General features: G+C 70.1%; 17 protein-coding genes and 1 pseudogene. 9 read left to right on the top strand and 9 right to left on the bottom strand.

Translation table 11 applies throughout. The features are described 5' to 3' along the window. Positions 1–10: 10 nt before the first annotated feature. The 3 genes from PKE75_RS10130 to PKE75_RS10120 are packed head-to-tail and all read right to left on the bottom strand — an operon-like array spanning position 11 to position 1,757. Entirely contained in the window at positions 11–883 is an 873-nt protein-coding gene (locus PKE75_RS10130) for a metal ABC transporter permease (protein ID WP_271168613.1), read from the bottom strand. Continuing rightward, entirely contained in the window at positions 880–1,635 is a 756-nt protein-coding gene (locus PKE75_RS10125; protein ID WP_271168612.1) for a metal ABC transporter ATP-binding protein, read from the bottom strand. The genes PKE75_RS10130 and PKE75_RS10125 overlap by 4 nt, the downstream gene beginning before the upstream one ends. Beyond that, on the bottom strand, positions 1,632–1,757 hold the full coding sequence (locus tag PKE75_RS10120; protein ID WP_271168611.1) for a hypothetical protein: 126 nt from the start codon (positions 1,755–1,757) through the stop codon (positions 1,632–1,634). Before PKE75_RS10120 ends, PKE75_RS10125 begins: the two co-directional genes overlap by 4 nt. 200 nt (positions 1,758–1,957) lie before the next feature. On the opposite strand from PKE75_RS10120, the gene PKE75_RS10115 reads away from it, so the two are divergent. Both PKE75_RS10115 and PKE75_RS10110 read left to right on the top strand, forming a co-directional pair. Further along, complete coding sequence (locus PKE75_RS10115; protein WP_271169172.1) at positions 1,958–2,416, top strand: DUF4126 family protein; 459 nt, start codon at positions 1,958–1,960, stop codon at positions 2,414–2,416. Further along, a pseudogene (locus PKE75_RS10110) lies at positions 2,416–3,796 on the top strand (FAD-containing oxidoreductase). Before PKE75_RS10115 ends, PKE75_RS10110 begins: the two are co-directional and overlap by 1 nt. Positions 3,797–4,070: 274 nt before the next feature. Here PKE75_RS10110 and nagA read toward each other — a convergent pair. Together nagA and PKE75_RS10100 are read right to left on the bottom strand one after the other, a co-directional pair. Next, the gene (gene nagA, locus PKE75_RS10105) at positions 4,071–5,213 is read right to left on the bottom strand and encodes an N-acetylglucosamine-6-phosphate deacetylase (RefSeq protein ID WP_271168610.1); all 1,143 of its coding nucleotides are present in this window, start codon (positions 5,211–5,213) and stop codon (positions 4,071–4,073) included. Next, on the bottom strand, positions 5,210–6,082 hold the full coding sequence (locus PKE75_RS10100; protein WP_271168609.1) for a glucosamine kinase nucleotide-binding domain-containing protein: 873 nt from the start codon (positions 6,080–6,082) through the stop codon (positions 5,210–5,212). Before PKE75_RS10100 ends, nagA begins: the two co-directional genes overlap by 4 nt. A gap of 93 nt (positions 6,083–6,175) precedes the next feature. On the opposite strand from PKE75_RS10100, the gene PKE75_RS10095 reads away from it, so the two are divergent. Further along, positions 6,176–6,301 (top strand): hypothetical protein, encoded by a 126-nt coding sequence (locus PKE75_RS10095; protein WP_271168608.1) that lies wholly within the window; start codon positions 6,176–6,178, stop codon positions 6,299–6,301. On the opposite strand, the gene PKE75_RS10090 is transcribed toward PKE75_RS10095, so the two are convergent. Continuing rightward, positions 6,302–6,439 (bottom strand): hypothetical protein, encoded by a 138-nt coding sequence (locus PKE75_RS10090; protein ID WP_271168607.1) that lies wholly within the window; start codon positions 6,437–6,439, stop codon positions 6,302–6,304. After that, positions 6,439–7,335, bottom strand: a complete 897-nt coding sequence (locus PKE75_RS10085) for an ROK family protein (protein ID WP_271168606.1) — start codon at positions 7,333–7,335, stop codon at positions 6,439–6,441. The genes PKE75_RS10090 and PKE75_RS10085 overlap by 1 nt, the downstream gene beginning before the upstream one ends. A gap of 106 nt (positions 7,336–7,441) precedes the next feature. Here PKE75_RS10085 and PKE75_RS10080 point away from each other — a divergent pair, with 106 nt between their 5' ends. The 4 genes from PKE75_RS10080 (at position 7,442) to PKE75_RS10065 (ending at position 9,829) form a co-directional block, all read left to right on the top strand. Next, entirely contained in the window at positions 7,442–7,825 is a 384-nt protein-coding gene (locus PKE75_RS10080) for a hypothetical protein (RefSeq protein ID WP_271168605.1), read from the top strand. A gap of 110 nt (positions 7,826–7,935) precedes the next feature. Beyond that, positions 7,936–8,586, top strand: coding sequence for a bifunctional 4-hydroxy-2-oxoglutarate aldolase/2-dehydro-3-deoxy-phosphogluconate aldolase (eda, locus tag PKE75_RS10075; protein ID WP_271168604.1), 651 nt, complete (start codon positions 7,936–7,938; stop codon positions 8,584–8,586). A gap of 74 nt (positions 8,587–8,660) precedes the next feature. Next, positions 8,661–9,470 carry a tellurite resistance TerB family protein gene (locus PKE75_RS10070; protein WP_271168603.1) on the top strand — a complete coding sequence of 270 codons (810 nt, stop codon included), beginning with the start codon at positions 8,661–8,663 and terminating at the stop codon, positions 9,468–9,470. Between the two features lie 59 nt (positions 9,471–9,529). Beyond that, entirely contained in the window at positions 9,530–9,829 is a 300-nt protein-coding gene (locus tag PKE75_RS10065) for a DUF2934 domain-containing protein (RefSeq protein ID WP_271168602.1), read from the top strand. Between the two features lie 157 nt (positions 9,830–9,986). Here PKE75_RS10065 and PKE75_RS10060 read toward each other — a convergent pair whose 3' ends face one another. Further along, positions 9,987–11,168: a pyridoxal phosphate-dependent aminotransferase gene (locus tag PKE75_RS10060; RefSeq protein ID WP_271168601.1), complete on the bottom strand. Its 1,182-nt coding sequence runs from the start codon at positions 11,166–11,168 to the stop codon at positions 9,987–9,989. Positions 11,169–11,319: 151 nt separating this feature from the next. On the opposite strand from PKE75_RS10060, the gene PKE75_RS10055 reads away from it, so the two are divergent. Both PKE75_RS10055 and PKE75_RS10050 read left to right on the top strand, forming a co-directional pair. Further along, entirely contained in the window at positions 11,320–11,892 is a 573-nt protein-coding gene (locus PKE75_RS10055; RefSeq protein WP_271168600.1) for a type 1 glutamine amidotransferase domain-containing protein, read from the top strand. Between the two features lie 14 nt (positions 11,893–11,906). Further along, positions 11,907–12,371, top strand: a complete 465-nt coding sequence (locus PKE75_RS10050; protein WP_271168599.1) for a hypothetical protein — start codon at positions 11,907–11,909, stop codon at positions 12,369–12,371. Between the two features lie 23 nt (positions 12,372–12,394). Here PKE75_RS10050 and PKE75_RS10045 read toward each other — a convergent pair whose 3' ends face one another. Continuing rightward, complete coding sequence (locus tag PKE75_RS10045) at positions 12,395–12,871, bottom strand: MarR family winged helix-turn-helix transcriptional regulator (protein ID WP_271168598.1); 477 nt, start codon at positions 12,869–12,871, stop codon at positions 12,395–12,397. Positions 12,872–12,930 lie beyond the last annotated feature (59 nt).

Raw genomic sequence — 12,930 nt, 5'->3', positions numbered from 1 at the left:
CTTGCGATGATCAAGCCGCGAGATGCGGGCGGGGAAACAGACGGCGGAGCGCGCCGGAGGGCGCGAGCAGCAGCGAGCCGACATAGATCAGGCTCGCGGTGAGGATGATCGTCGGGCCTGAGGCGAAGCCGAGGTGGAAGGAGGCGATCAGGCCGAAATAGCCGGAGACGATCGCGGTCGAGACGGCGATCGCGAACATCGCGGGCAGCGTGCGCGCCCAGAGCTGGGCGACGGCCGCCGGCAGCATCATCATACCGACCGACATCAGGGTGCCGAGCGCCTGGAAGCCGGCGACGAGGTTGATCACCACCAGGAACATGAACAGCAAATGGTAGAGCGGCCCGCGCCCGCCGACCGCGCGCAGGAAGCCGGGATCGAAGCACTCGGCGACCAGCGGCCGGTAGACGGCGGCGAGCGTCAGCACGGTGAGCGAGGCGATGCCGGCGACGAGGTAGAGCGCGACGGAGTCGATCGCGAGGATGGTGCCGAACAGCACGTGCAGCAGGTCGATGTTGGAGCCGCGCAGCGAGACGATCAGCACGCCGAGCGCGAGCGAGGTCAGGTAGAGGCTCGCGAAGCTCGCGTCCTCGTTCAGCGCCGTGGTGCGGCTGACGAGCCCGGACAGCAACGCGACGCTCAAGCCCGCGACGAGGCCGCCGAGCCCCATGATGGGGAGCGACAGGCCGCCGGCGATCAGAAAGCCGATCGCGGCGCCCGGCAGCACGGCGTGCGCCATGGCGTCGCCGACCAGGCTCATCCGCCGCAGCATCAGCAGCACGCCAATCGGGCCGGAGCCGAGGGCGAGCGCGAGCGAGGCGACCAGCGCCCGGCGCATGAAGCCGTAGTCGACGACCGGCGCGATCAAAAGGGAATAGAGCGTCATGCGCGCCGCCTGTCGTCCGCGTCGCAAGGGTCGGCCTCTTCGTCCCAGCTCTCCGCCATCGAGCGGGCGCGCAGCAGGTTCGCGGCCGACAGCGCGCTGTCGGTGTCGCCCCACTCGATCGCCTCGCGGGCGAGCAGCAGGGTTCGCGGGAAATGCGCGCGCACCTGCTCGAAATCATGCAGCACGGCGATCACGGTGCGCCCGTCGCGGCGCCAGCGCTGGACGATCTCCAGCAGGTCGCGGGTGGTGCGGGCGTCGATCGCGGTGAAAGGCTCGTCCAGCACGATGACGCTGGCGTCCTGCATCAGTAGGCGCGCGAACAGCACGCGCTGGAACTGGCCGGCCGACAGCGAGCCGATGTGGCGGCGCTCGAAGCCGTCCATGCCGACCGCGCTCAGCGCCTGACGGGCGCGGTCGGCCGCGGCGCGCGTCGCGCCGCCGAAGGCGCCCGTCTCGCGCCATGCGCCGAGCATCACCGCGTCGGCGACGGTGAGCGGGAAGCGCCGCTCGATGTCGGCCGCCTGGGGCAGATAGCCGAAATCGCGCGCCGACAGTCCGCCGCGGTCGATCACGCCCCCCGACAGCGGCAACTCGCCCATCAACGCCTTGAGCAGCGTCGACTTGCCCGCCCCGTTCGGCCCGGCGACCGCCGTCAGGCTGCCCGCCGGGAACGAGCCGGACAGGTGATGCACCGCCGGATGCCGGTCATAGGCGATCGTGACGTCGCGGAATTCGATGCCCTTCGCGCTCATGCCAGAGAGACCGCCCACAGCACGGCGAGCCACAGCGCCGCGACCAGGCCCGCCGCCGCGATCACGCGGTGATAGGCGGGGCGCGCCACGAGCGAGGACAGGAATGGATCGCGGTCGGCCATGGGTGGGCTCCTTCGGCTCCTCTCGTATGCGTAATAATATAACATTACAATCCCGGCGACGGCCTTGAATCCGGATCGCCGTGGGACGCGGCGTCGCAGGCGCACTCGACGGGGCGCGTCGACTGAACGAGGATTGTGCTCCGGCCCGAGCGTGGCGGGCATGGGCCTGCCGAAGCAGGCCAATCGGGAACGCTCGTATGATGTTTTTCATCGGAGCTTTGCTCATCGGCGTGATCGCGGGTCTCCGGGCTATGACGGCGCCGGCCGCCGTCAGCTGGGCCGCGCATCTCGGCTGGATCGACCTGTCGTCCTCGTGGCTGGCCTTTCTCGGCTATGCTTGGACGCCCTACATCTTCACCGTGCTCGCGCTCGCCGAGCTCGTCACCGATCAGTTGCCCTCGACGCCGAGCCGCAGGGTTCCTCCGCAGTTCGGCGCGCGCATCGTCAGCGGCGCGCTGAGCGGAGCGGCGCTCGGCGTCGCGGGAGGCTCGCTGATCGGCGGTCTCGTGGCTGGCGCGGCGGGCGCCGTGATCGGCACGCTCGGCGGCGCGACGATCCGTGCGAAACTCGCCGCCTCCTTCGGCAAGGACCCGCCCGCCGCATTTATCGAGGACGCCGTCGCGATTCTCGGCGCCTGGGCGATCGTGGCCTCGCTCTGATGGCGGGTGCCTACGACGCGATCGTCATTGGCGCCGGGCAGGCCGGCCCCTCGCTCGCGGCGCGGCTTGCGGGCGCCGGCATGACGGTCGCGCTGATCGAGCGGCATCTGATCGGCGGCACCTGCGTCAACACCGGCTGCACGCCGACCAAGGCGATGGTGGCGAGCGCCTACGCAGCCCATCTCGCGCGCCGCGCCGCCGATTTCGGCGTCCGGATCGGCGGAGACGTCACGATCGACATGGCCAAGGTGAAGGCGCGGAAGGACGAGATCGCCGGAAATTCGCGCCGGAACAACGAGACGTGGCTCGCGGGGATCGACCGCCTCACCGTCATTCGGGGCCATGCCCGTTTCACCGCGCCGCATGAGATCGAGGTCGGCGGCGAGACGATGACGGCGCCGAAAATCTTTCCTGAACGTCGGCGGCAGGGCCGCGACGCCTGACATGCCGGGCCTCAGCTCGATCGACTACCTCACCAACAGCTCGATCCTCGAGCTCGACCATGTGCCGGCCCGGCTCGCGGTGATCGGCGGCAGCTATATCGGGCTCGAATTCGCGCAGATCTTCCGCCGCCTCGGCGCCGAGGTGGTCGTCGTCGAGATGTCGCCGCGGATCGTGCAGCGCGAGGACGAGGAGGTCTCGGCCGCGATCCAGGCCTTCATGGAGGAGGAAGGCGTCCGCTTCCGCCTGAACGCTGAATGTATCAGCTTCGAAAAGCGCGGCGGCGGGATCGCCTCTTTCGTGAGCTGCCGATCGGGCGAACCGGAGGAGGTCGGCACGCACGTCCTTCTCGCGGTCGGCCGGCGTCCGAACACCGATGATCTCGGGCTCGGCAGAGCGGGCGTCGCGACCGACGCACGCGGCTATGTGACGGTCGACGAGGAGCTCCGGACAAACGTCGAGGGAATCTGGGCGCTCGGTGACTGCAACGGCCGCGGCGCCTTCACCCACACCGCCTACAACGACTTCGAGATCGTCGCCGCGAACCTGCTCGACGGCGACAACAGGCGTCTGAGCGACCGCTTTCCGGTCTATGCGCTCTACACGGACCCGCCGCTCGGCCGCGTCGGCATGACCGAGGCTCAGGCCAAGGCTGTCGGGCGAGACTATCTCGTCGCGACCCGGCCGATGACGCGCGTGGCCCGCGCGCTGGAAAAGGGCGAGTCCAAGGGATTGATGAAAGCCGTCGTCGATGCGCAGACGAAAGAGATCCTGGGCGCGGCGATCCTCGGCGTCGGGGGCGACGAGGCGGTGCACAGCCTGCTCTACGCCATGCAGGGCGGCGTCGACGCCGAGGTCATACGGCGGACCACGCCGATCCATCCGACCGTGTCCGAGCTGCTGCCGACGCTGATGGGCAGCCTGGCGCCGCCGTCCTAACGCGTTCAACGGACTGATACTTTGGTCCATTCCAGGGAACTTGGTCCGAGGCGCGCCCGTTTATCGCCCGACCATGCGGCTGCCCCGCTTCGTGACCTGCGCTGGGCAGCCTCGCGTAAGGAGTTGAGCGATGAACATGATGGCCGGAACGCCGTTCGCCTTCTGGATGACCGGGATGATGTGGTGGGCGGAGACGCTGGCGAAGGCCAGCAAGCCGTGACAGGCGATTGCTGACGGATTCAGGGGCGGCTTCGGCCGCCCTTTTCATTTGCGCTCAACAGGTCTCGAACACGCCGCCGATCCAGGTGGCCGTCGCGCGCAGGCCGCCATCCAGCGCGACGAAATCCGCCCGATAGCCCGCGGCGACGCGGCCCATCTCGCGATCGAGGCCGAGGAACGTCGCCGGCGTCAGCGAGGCCATCGCGAGCGCGTCCGCGAGCGGGACGCCGAGCGCCTCGACCGTGTTGCGGACCGCGCTCGCCATGTCGAGGTCCGACCCCGCCAGCGTGCCGTCCTCGGTCGTCAGGCGGCCGCTTGAACGCAGGATGCGACGGCCCTGAAGCCGGAACTCCGTGACGTCGGAGCCGACCGTCGACATCGCGTCGGTGACCAGCATCATCCGCGCCGCGCCCTTGGCCGCGATCGCCGCCCGGGCGGAGGCGGGCGCCACGTGGTGGAGGTCGACGATCAGCCCGCAGAACGTCTCGCGCTCCGAGAGCGCTGCGCCCACCGGTCCTGGCGCGCGGCCCCCGAGCGGCGGCATGGCGTTGAACAGGTGGGTGTAGCCCGACAGCCCCTCCGCGCGAGCCCCGTCCAAATCCTCGACGGTCGCCTCGGTATGGCCCGCGGCAACTCTTACGCCCGCGTCCGCGAGTCGGGCGATCACCCCCTTCGCCACGCGCTCCGGCGCCAGCGTCAGCATCACGACGCCGGGGCCGGAAGACGTCAGCAGCGCGAGGTCGGCCTCGTCCGGGGCGCGCATCAGCGCGGGATCATGCACGCCCTTGCGCGCCGGATTCAGGAACGGCCCTTCGATATGGACGCCGATCACGCCCGGGACGCCCGCGTCGATCGCGGCGCGGACCGCGCTGAGCGCCGCGGCCATCGTGTCGTGCGTGTCCGTGATCAGCGTCGGCAGCAGCGCCGTCGCGCCGAAGCGCCGATGCGCCGCCGCGATCCTGGCGACGCCTGCGGACGAGGGATCGTCGTTCAGCAGCACGCCGCCGCCGCCATTGACCTGCACGTCCACGAAGCCCGGCGCCAGAAGGCCCGGCGCGCGCGTCACGGGCGCGTCTGAGGGCATGTCGGCCGCCGGCCCAACCGCGACGACGCGGCCGGCCTCGACCAGCACGGCCGCGTCGTCGCGGAAACGCTCGCCGTCGAACAGCCGTTCGGGGTGGAGCACGAAGCGGCTCAAAGGTTCTGCCCCTGCTTCGCCAGCGCGATCGCTCCGTCCATGGGATCGGCGATCGCCGCGACCAGCGGCGCGCGGGCCGCGTCCGTCAGATAGGGCTCAATCGCGGCCGACAGTCCGCCGACCAGCGCGACGCGGCCGACCCCGCAGGCGACGAGGCGATGGATCAGGGCGGCCACGTGGGCCGCCGCCTCGTCGACCAGCCGTCGCGCTTCCGGGTCTTCGGCCGCATGCTTCAGCGCGAGCGGCGCCAGCCTGCCGAAATCGGCGGGCGCGGCGCGGCCGACCCACTCGACCGCCGCATCCTGGTCGCCGCCGATCGCGTGCAGCACGTCCTCGGCCAGCGGCCCGCGCGGGATCAGACCGTCGGCTGCGCGCAGCGCCGAGCGCACCGCCTCGCGTCCGAGCGGCGCGCCGCCGCCGTCGTCGCCGACCTCAAAACCCCAGCCGCCGAAGCGCCATTCCGAGCCGTTCGCCCGTCCATAGGCCGCGCTTCCCGTGCCGACGATGACGATGCCGCCGTCGCCGCCGCCATGCGCGCCGAGGCAGGCGATCGCAAAATCGGTGGCGATCGAGATCGAGCGGAAGGGGTGCGGTTCGGCCCGCATCGCCGCCATTTCGCGCGTCTGCGACACGCCGGCGAGGCCGACGCCGGCGATCAGGTTTGAAAGCGTCTCCTCGGGCCGCCGGGCGGCGGCGAGCGCCGCGCGGCTCGCCGAGACCACGGCGTTCATCGCGGCCGCGGCCCCGCGGCGCGCATTGGCGGAGCCTGCTTCGCCCTCGCCGAGCAGCCGGCCGGCGCCGTCCCGGATCCGCGCGCGGCAGCGGGTGCCGCCGCCGTCCACGCCAACGTGCAGAACGCCGCCGTTCACAAGGCGTCGGGGGCTTGGGAACCCGGAGTCGACCCCGGCGTTCTACGAAACGGAAGGGTTTTCAGCATCGCGCCTCAAGGGGGAGAAATCGACATGACCGACCGCACGCTTGCGCGATTCGAACGGCGCCAGATCGCGGCACAATACGGCACTTCGGCCGCGATCGTCGCGATGTGGGGCATGGGACTTTGGGTCCTGGCGCAGCTTCTTCTGACCTGATCAGAACAGCGCCATCAGCCGGCGCGCGGCGCCGGCGGCCAGAACCAGCATGATTACGACATAGGCCACGATCCAGGCCTTACGCTCGAACGCGGATTCGCCATCCGTCGCCTTCGGCGTCTCCTCCTCGTCGGCCATCAGCGCCTCCAGAGCCATGCGGCGCCCCTGACGCCCGACGAGTCGCCATGAGCCGCCGGCCGGACCGGCGTCGAGAACGCGTCCGAGAACACATAGGCGGCGATGCGCTCGGAGAGGCCGTCGTACAGTTCGCCGACGTTCGACATCCCGCCGCCGAGCACGAAGACGTCCGGGTCGAGCAGGTTTGCGACGCTGGCGAGCGAACGGGCGAGCCGATCCGCATAGATCTCCAGCGATGCTTTGGCGGCGCCGTCTCCGTCGCGGGCGGCCGTCACGATCTCCTCGGCAGTCAGCGGGGCTCCGCCGGGGTTGTGAAGCCGCGCGAAGCCGGGGCCGGACAGGAAGGTCTCGATGCAGCCGCGCCGGCCGCACCAGCACGGCGGGCCCGGCTGCTCCGCCGCCCCTGCCGCCCAGGGCAGCGGATTGTGGCCGAACTCGCCCGCGATCGCGTTGCGGCCGCCGACCGCCCGGCCGTCGATCGCGACGCCGCCGCCGCATCCCGTGCCGAGGATGACCGCGAACGCCACCCGCGCCCCGGCGCCCGCGCCGTCGACCGCCTCCGACACCGCGAGGCAGTTGGCGTCATTCTCCAGGCGCACCTCCCGACCGAGCGCCGCCTCCAGATCGCGCTTCAGCGGCTTGCCGTTCAGCCAGGTCGAGTTGGCGTTGCGCATCAGGCCGGTGGTCGGCGACAGCGAACCGGGGACGCCGAGGCCGACGCCCTGCGCCGGTCCGAGCCGGCTTTCGAGCCCTGCGACCAGATCTGCGATCGCGCGGACGCCGCCGGCATAATCCCGCCGGGGCGTCGCGACGCGCTCGCGCGCCAGCGTTTCGCCGTCCTCCGCGAGGGCGGCGGCCTCGATCTTCGTGCCGCCGACGTCGAAACCGATCAGCATTCGATGGACCGTCCCGCGGGGAACGAACGTCGGGTGACGAGGTTTTTCCGGCATGAGCCGCCGAAAGCGGCGGCCCGCGAGACGCAGGAAGCATAGGGAGACGATCATGTCGATCATGCGCGAAGGGGCCCGCCTCACGATCACGGCTCTGGCCCTCCTATCGGCCATGGGCGTCGCGGCCGCGCAGAGCGGCGGCGGGTCGGGGGGCGGTTCGTCGGGCGGCGGCGCCGGCGGCGCCTCGGGAAGCGCCGGGACGGCGGGCGGCGGGGGCGCAGGGTCTGCCTCGCCTGGCGCCTCGGGCCAGCCGTCCTATTCGATCGCCCCCGGGGCCGGGGAAACCAGCGCCGATGGCGGCTCGGCCGCCAGCCGCGCCGCCGGCCACGCGTCGACGGGCGACGAGCCCGAACTCCCGACCAAACCGAAGATCGTGCGCTGCAGGGACGGCTCGGTCGGGGACCAGGCGGCGGGAGGTTGTCTCGGAGGCCGATAGGGCTGCGCGCGGGGGCCCGCCATTTGCGGCGAAAATGCGCGCAACTTGACTCTTGGGCTGAAGCGGCGCGATGGACGGCGACGTTAGTCTAGTCTCGTCGAGGAGCCCGTATGTCGTTCACGCTCGCCAAGACCGAACGCCTCGCCGCCATCCTCTCGACCGTTCCCGTCATTCCGGTGCTCACCTTCTCCGACGTGAAGTCTGCGGTCGGCACGGCGATCGCGCTGCGCGACGGCGGCCTCACGGTGCTGGAGGTGACGATGCGCACCCCGCAGGCGCTCGAGGCGCTGAAGGCGATCGTCGACGACGTCGAGGGCGTGACGGTCGGCGCCGGGACCATCCTCGAGCCCGAACATGTGCAGAAGGCGATCGTCTCCGGCGCGGCCTTCCTCGTCAGCCCCGGCGCGAGTTCGCGCCTGCTTGCTGCCGGCGGCGAGGCGCCGGTGCCCTATCTTCCCGGCTGCTCGACGGCGTCGGAGGCGATGCAGCTCGCCGAGCGCGGCGTGACCTTCGCGAAGTTCTTCCCGGCGGGCCCGGCGGGCGGGGCGCCGTTCCTGAAAGCGCTGGTCTCTCCGCTTCCGGACCTGACCTTCGTGCCGACCGGCGACATCAACATGGCCAACGTCCGGGACTACCTCGCGCTCCGCAACGTCTGCTGCGTCGGCGGCTCGTGGGTCGTGCCCAAGGCTGCGGTCGAAGCCGGCGACTGGGAGACGATCAAGGGTCTCGCTAAGGAGGCCTCCGCGCTCAAGGCGAGGTGATCAGGCTTGCGGGGCCCGTTCCGCAACCCTAACTCCGGTCGGCCTGCCGCCTGAACCCTCCGGAGATCAATCCCATGTTCGACGTCAAGACGATCCTCGACCAGCTCGTGGGCGCAGGCGGAAATTCGAGCCAGGCCGGCCGGCCGACAGGCCAGCCGGGCAGGGTTCCGTCCACCGGCGGGGGCCCGCTCGGCGGCCCGGGCGACCTGATGGGTCAGGTCCAGGATCTCGCGCGCGGTAATCTCGGCGGCCTCGCCGGCGGCGCGATCGCCGGAAGCCTCGCCTCGGTGCTGCTCGGCGGCGGCAGGAAGGGTCCGCAGATCTCCGGCTCGGCCGTGAAGCTCGGCGGCCTCGCGATCCTCGGCGGCCTCGCCTACAAGGCTTGGCAGAACTATCAGGAGAAGCAGGCGGGCGCCGCCGGAAGCCCGCATCCGGCGCCGCAGTCCGGCCCCGTGCAGGTCGCGCCGCCGCCTGCCGAAACTCCCTTCACTCCTTCGACCGCCGGCGAGGAGCAGGAGCTCGGCCAGATGCTGGTCCGCGCCATGATCGCGGCCGCGCGCTCGGACGGCCGCATCGACGGCGACGAGATCGCGAAGATTCGTGAAGGCCTCAAGGCCTCCGGCGCGGGCGACGACGAGCAGACCTTCCTGATCGAGCAACTCGGCAAGCCGGATGACCTCGACGGCATCGCGGCGCAGGCGCGGGGGCCGGAGCTCGCCTCAGAGGTCTGGATGGCGGCGCGGCTGACGATCGATGCGGATTCGCCTGCCGAACAGGCCTTCCTCAAGACTTTCGCCGACAAGCTCGGCCTCGGCGCGCCGCTGGTCGCGCATCTCGAGGCGACGGCCGCGCAGGCCAAACATTCCGGTGTCGACGCCGTTTAAAGGGGAACACCGGCTCCCGTCGGGGGTTGGGTTCGGTCACGTCAGTTCGCGAGGTTGTTATGTCCGAGACGCCAGTCACTCCGAAGATCCGCGAGCGCGCCCGCAAATTGTGGGAGGACGCCGGCAGCCCGGCGGGCCGCGAGGACGACTATCTCGAGCGCGCCCGTGAACTCGCCGGGATGGAGTCCAGCCCCGGCGCAGGCCTCGAGCCGAACCCGCTCGCCGACGGCGTCGTGACGCCGGCCGAGCGCGGCCAGCCGGTCGAGGAGGCGTTCCTGCAGGAAAATCTGGGGGAGTTCCCCGGCCTGCAGACCGATCAGGGCGACCAGGAATCGACGCCGCACTCCCATAAGGAGTGACGCGGCCGGTCACCAACCTCGCCGTCATTCCGGCTGCAGCGAAGCGGAATGCCGGAATCCAGACGCGCAGACTTCAGCCTAGCTCAGCGCCGTCGGTGCGTCTGGATCCCGGCGCTTCGGCCGGGATGACGGGTGACTTCACCTAGAACCGTCCCGCTCAGGCGGCTTTCCGCTCCGTCAGGAACCGGCCCATGCGCTCGAGCGCGCGGGTGATGTTTTCGGCCGAGTTGGCGTAGGAGAGGCGGATGTAGCCCTCTCCGAGCACGCCGAAGTCGGGCCCGCCGATCACGGCGACGCCTGCGTCCTCGAGCAAGGCGGAGGCGAGCGGCTTCGCCTTCCAGCCGGTCTCCGCGACGTTGGGGAAGGCGTAGAATGCGCCCTTCGGCGTCGCCGCCCTCACGCCGGGCAGCGCGTTGAGGCCTTCGGTGACGAGCTTCCGGCGCTTGTCGAACTCGGCCCGCATGTGCTCGACGGCGTCCTGCGGGCCTTCGAGGGCGGCGATCCCGGCGTATTGCGTCGGAGCGTTGACGCAGGACCAGGCGTTCACCGCAAGCTTGCGGACCTTGTCGTAGAGCGTCTTCGGCCAGACCGACCAGCCGAGCCGCCAGCCCGTCATGGCGTAGGTCTTCGACCAGCCGTTCAGCAAGATCAGCCGGTCGCGGATCTCCGGAAAGGCGAGCAGGGTCTGATGCTCGAGCCCGTCGAAGATCAGCTGGTCGTAGATCTCGTCCGACATGATCGCGACGTCGGGAAACCGCTCGAGTCCCTTCACGAGCTTCTCGATCTCCGCCTTCGGCGTCACGCCGCCGGTCGGATTGGCGGGCGAGTTGATGATCAGCAGGCGCGTCTTCGGCGTGATCAGCGACAGCGTCTCCTCCGCCGAGAACGCGAAGCCGTTCTCCTCGCGGATGGGGACGGGGATTGGATTCGCTCCGGTGAACTCGATCATCGAGCGATAGATCGGGAAGCCCGGATCGGGATAGAGGATGTCCACGCCCGGTTCGCCGAACAGCAGGATGGCGGCGTACATCGTCACCTTGCCGCCCGGCATGATCATCACGAGGTCAGGATCGACCTCGACGCCGAAGCGCCGGTTCAGGTCCTTCGACACCGCAACCCGCAGGGGCAGGATCCCGGTCGCCGGCGTGTAGCCGTGATGGCCGTCGCGCAGCGCCTTGATCGCGGCCTCCACCACATGAGGGGGGGTCGGAAAATCCGGCTGGCCGATGCCGAGATTGACGATGTCGCGACCCTCCGAGGCGAGCTTGGTGGCGCGCGCCAGCACCGCGAAGGCGTTCTCTTCTCCGATGCGATCGAAGGCGTCGACGGTCTTCAGCATGGTGTCCTCCGGCGTCCGCGCGACCGGGAACAATCCGCCGCGCAAGGTGTTGGTCCAGGGAAGGGCGGCCGCGGACCGAGCGGCGCGCCCATACGCGAAAGCCGAATTTAGCGCTTTCCGCACCCAGAAAGAACGCCCGAAGGAGAATGTCATGGCGACGCGCCTCGACGGACGCAAGATTGCAATTCTCGCCGCCGACGGGTTCGAGCAGGTGGAGCTCACAGAGCCGATGAAGGCCCTGAAGGCCGCCGGCGCCACGGTGACGGTCGTGAGCCCAAAGAGCGGCTCGATCAGGGGTTTCAACCACGACAAGCCGGGAGACGACGTTCCGGTCGACCAGGAGCTCGCTTCTGCGAACGCCGGTTCGTTCGATGCGCTGCTGATCCCGGGGGGCCTGTTCAATCCCGACGAACTGAGGCGCGATCGGAAGGCGGTGGCTTTCGCCAAGGCGTTCTTCGACGCAGGCAAGCCGGTCGCCGCCATCTGCCACGGCCCGCAGGTGCTGATCACGGCCGGCGTCGTGAAGGGCCGCAGGATGACCGGGTTCGAGGCCATCCAGATCGACCTCAGGAACGCCGGGGCTATCGTGTCGGACGAGGCGGTTGTGACCGATCAGGGTCTCGTCACGAGCCGCAAGCCGGATGACATCCCGGCCTTCAACGCCAAGATCATTGAGGAGTTCGCGGAGGGCCGCCACGACGGCCAGCGTCGCTCCGCGGCTTGAGACCGGCGGCCTTGATGAGCGATAGGAAGACGGCGGGCGCGAAGCCCGCCGTTTTTGCGACAGGGGTCGAGCTCATGCGGATCGCAGCGTTGATCGTCGTGGCGCTCGCCGTCCCGGCTGCGCAGGCCGCAGCCGCCGCGCCGAAGACGTTCGAGGTCGCGAGCAAGGTCGGGCGCTCGAACGTCCGGTTCAGGGCGATCCTGCATCCTCAGGCGGACGCCTGCTCGGCCGCCCAGATCAAGACGCTGCGCGCCAAGGTCCTCGCCGAGGGCGAGGCGCATATGCGCGCGCATCTCAAGGAGGTGATCGCCAAGAGCAAGACCGACGCCAGCGCGCCGAACGAGTTCTTCGGGCTGAGCTATCTCGTCGGCTGCCCCGCCGACGGCGGAGCGTGGGTCGCGTTCCCCGCGCAGGGGCCGAACAAGGCTGTCTCCCGCTTCTCGCCGGTCGAAGGCTGGTCCCCCATGGCGCCGCTATAAGGGGCTTAAGCCCGAAGGCTGCTTCAATCCTCGATGGGGCCTTCGAACTCGTCGACCTCCGCGCCGCCGAGTTTCGTCGAGACGTTTTGGCCGAGCTTGCGCAGCAGCTTTCTGAGCCGCTTGCGGTCCTTGCCGTCGATCTCGCCGACGGCCTCCCGCTCCAGCGCCTCCCAGACCGCCTCGACGGCCTCGGCGCGCCGGCGGCCCTCGGTGGTCAGCCCGACGCGCACGGTGCGGCCGTCGCCGCCGGACGACAGCCGCTCGACGAGCCCCTGCGCGGTCAGCCGCGCCACGGTTTTGGAGGCGGTTGGCGGGCGGACCCGCAGATTGGTCGCGAGTTCGCCCATCGTTCGGCCGTTTTCGGCCGAAAGCAGCGTCAGAACCTGCTCCTGGCCCGGGAAAAGTCCGAGCTCGCTCAGGAGCTGCGCGCTGCGCGCGCGATGAAGGCGGGCCGCGTGAAGCAGTTCGAAGCCGACCGTCTTAGCATAGGGGTTTTTCATCAGATGAACACTTACGATGACAATAAAACGCCGCCAGTCAGCATATGTTGTGTCCGGCA

Origin of the sequence: Hansschlegelia plantiphila (genome assembly GCF_027922265.1) — a bacterium.
Taxonomy (GTDB): Bacteria; Pseudomonadota; Alphaproteobacteria; order Rhizobiales; family Methylopilaceae; genus Methylopila; species Methylopila plantiphila.
The sequence above is the reverse complement of the archived record's forward strand: the minus strand, read 5'-3'. Positions and strand labels throughout refer to the sequence as shown.

What these genes read in the sequence shown, in the direction of transcription:
- PKE75_RS10130 (WP_271168613.1), bottom strand. Translation starts at nt 883, where the DNA reads ATGACGCTCTATTCCCTTTTGATCGCGCCGGTCGTCGACTACGGCTTC.
- PKE75_RS10125 (WP_271168612.1), bottom strand. Translation starts at nt 1,635, where the DNA reads ATGAGCGCGAAGGGCATCGAATTCCGCGACGTCACGATCGCCTATGAC.
- PKE75_RS10120 (WP_271168611.1), bottom strand. Translation starts at nt 1,757, where the DNA reads ATGGCCGACCGCGATCCATTCCTGTCCTCGCTCGTGGCGCGCCCCGCC.
- PKE75_RS10115 (WP_271169172.1), top strand. Translation starts at nt 1,958, where the DNA reads ATGTTTTTCATCGGAGCTTTGCTCATCGGCGTGATCGCGGGTCTCCGG.
- PKE75_RS10095 (WP_271168608.1), top strand. Translation starts at nt 6,176, where the DNA reads ATGACCGACCGCACGCTTGCGCGATTCGAACGGCGCCAGATCGCGGCA.
- PKE75_RS10090 (WP_271168607.1), bottom strand. Translation starts at nt 6,439, where the DNA reads ATGGCCGACGAGGAGGAGACGCCGAAGGCGACGGATGGCGAATCCGCG.
- PKE75_RS10085 (WP_271168606.1), bottom strand. Translation starts at nt 7,335, where the DNA reads ATGCTGATCGGTTTCGACGTCGGCGGCACGAAGATCGAGGCCGCCGCC.
- PKE75_RS10080 (WP_271168605.1), top strand. Translation starts at nt 7,442, where the DNA reads ATGTCGATCATGCGCGAAGGGGCCCGCCTCACGATCACGGCTCTGGCC.
- eda (WP_271168604.1), top strand. Translation starts at nt 7,936, where the DNA reads ATGTCGTTCACGCTCGCCAAGACCGAACGCCTCGCCGCCATCCTCTCG.
- PKE75_RS10070 (WP_271168603.1), top strand. Translation starts at nt 8,661, where the DNA reads ATGTTCGACGTCAAGACGATCCTCGACCAGCTCGTGGGCGCAGGCGGA.
- PKE75_RS10065 (WP_271168602.1), top strand. Translation starts at nt 9,530, where the DNA reads ATGTCCGAGACGCCAGTCACTCCGAAGATCCGCGAGCGCGCCCGCAAA.
- PKE75_RS10060 (WP_271168601.1), bottom strand. Translation starts at nt 11,168, where the DNA reads ATGCTGAAGACCGTCGACGCCTTCGATCGCATCGGAGAAGAGAACGCC.
- PKE75_RS10055 (WP_271168600.1), top strand. Translation starts at nt 11,320, where the DNA reads ATGGCGACGCGCCTCGACGGACGCAAGATTGCAATTCTCGCCGCCGAC.
- PKE75_RS10050 (WP_271168599.1), top strand. Translation starts at nt 11,907, where the DNA reads ATGAGCGATAGGAAGACGGCGGGCGCGAAGCCCGCCGTTTTTGCGACA.
- PKE75_RS10045 (WP_271168598.1), bottom strand. Translation starts at nt 12,871, where the DNA reads ATGAAAAACCCCTATGCTAAGACGGTCGGCTTCGAACTGCTTCACGCG.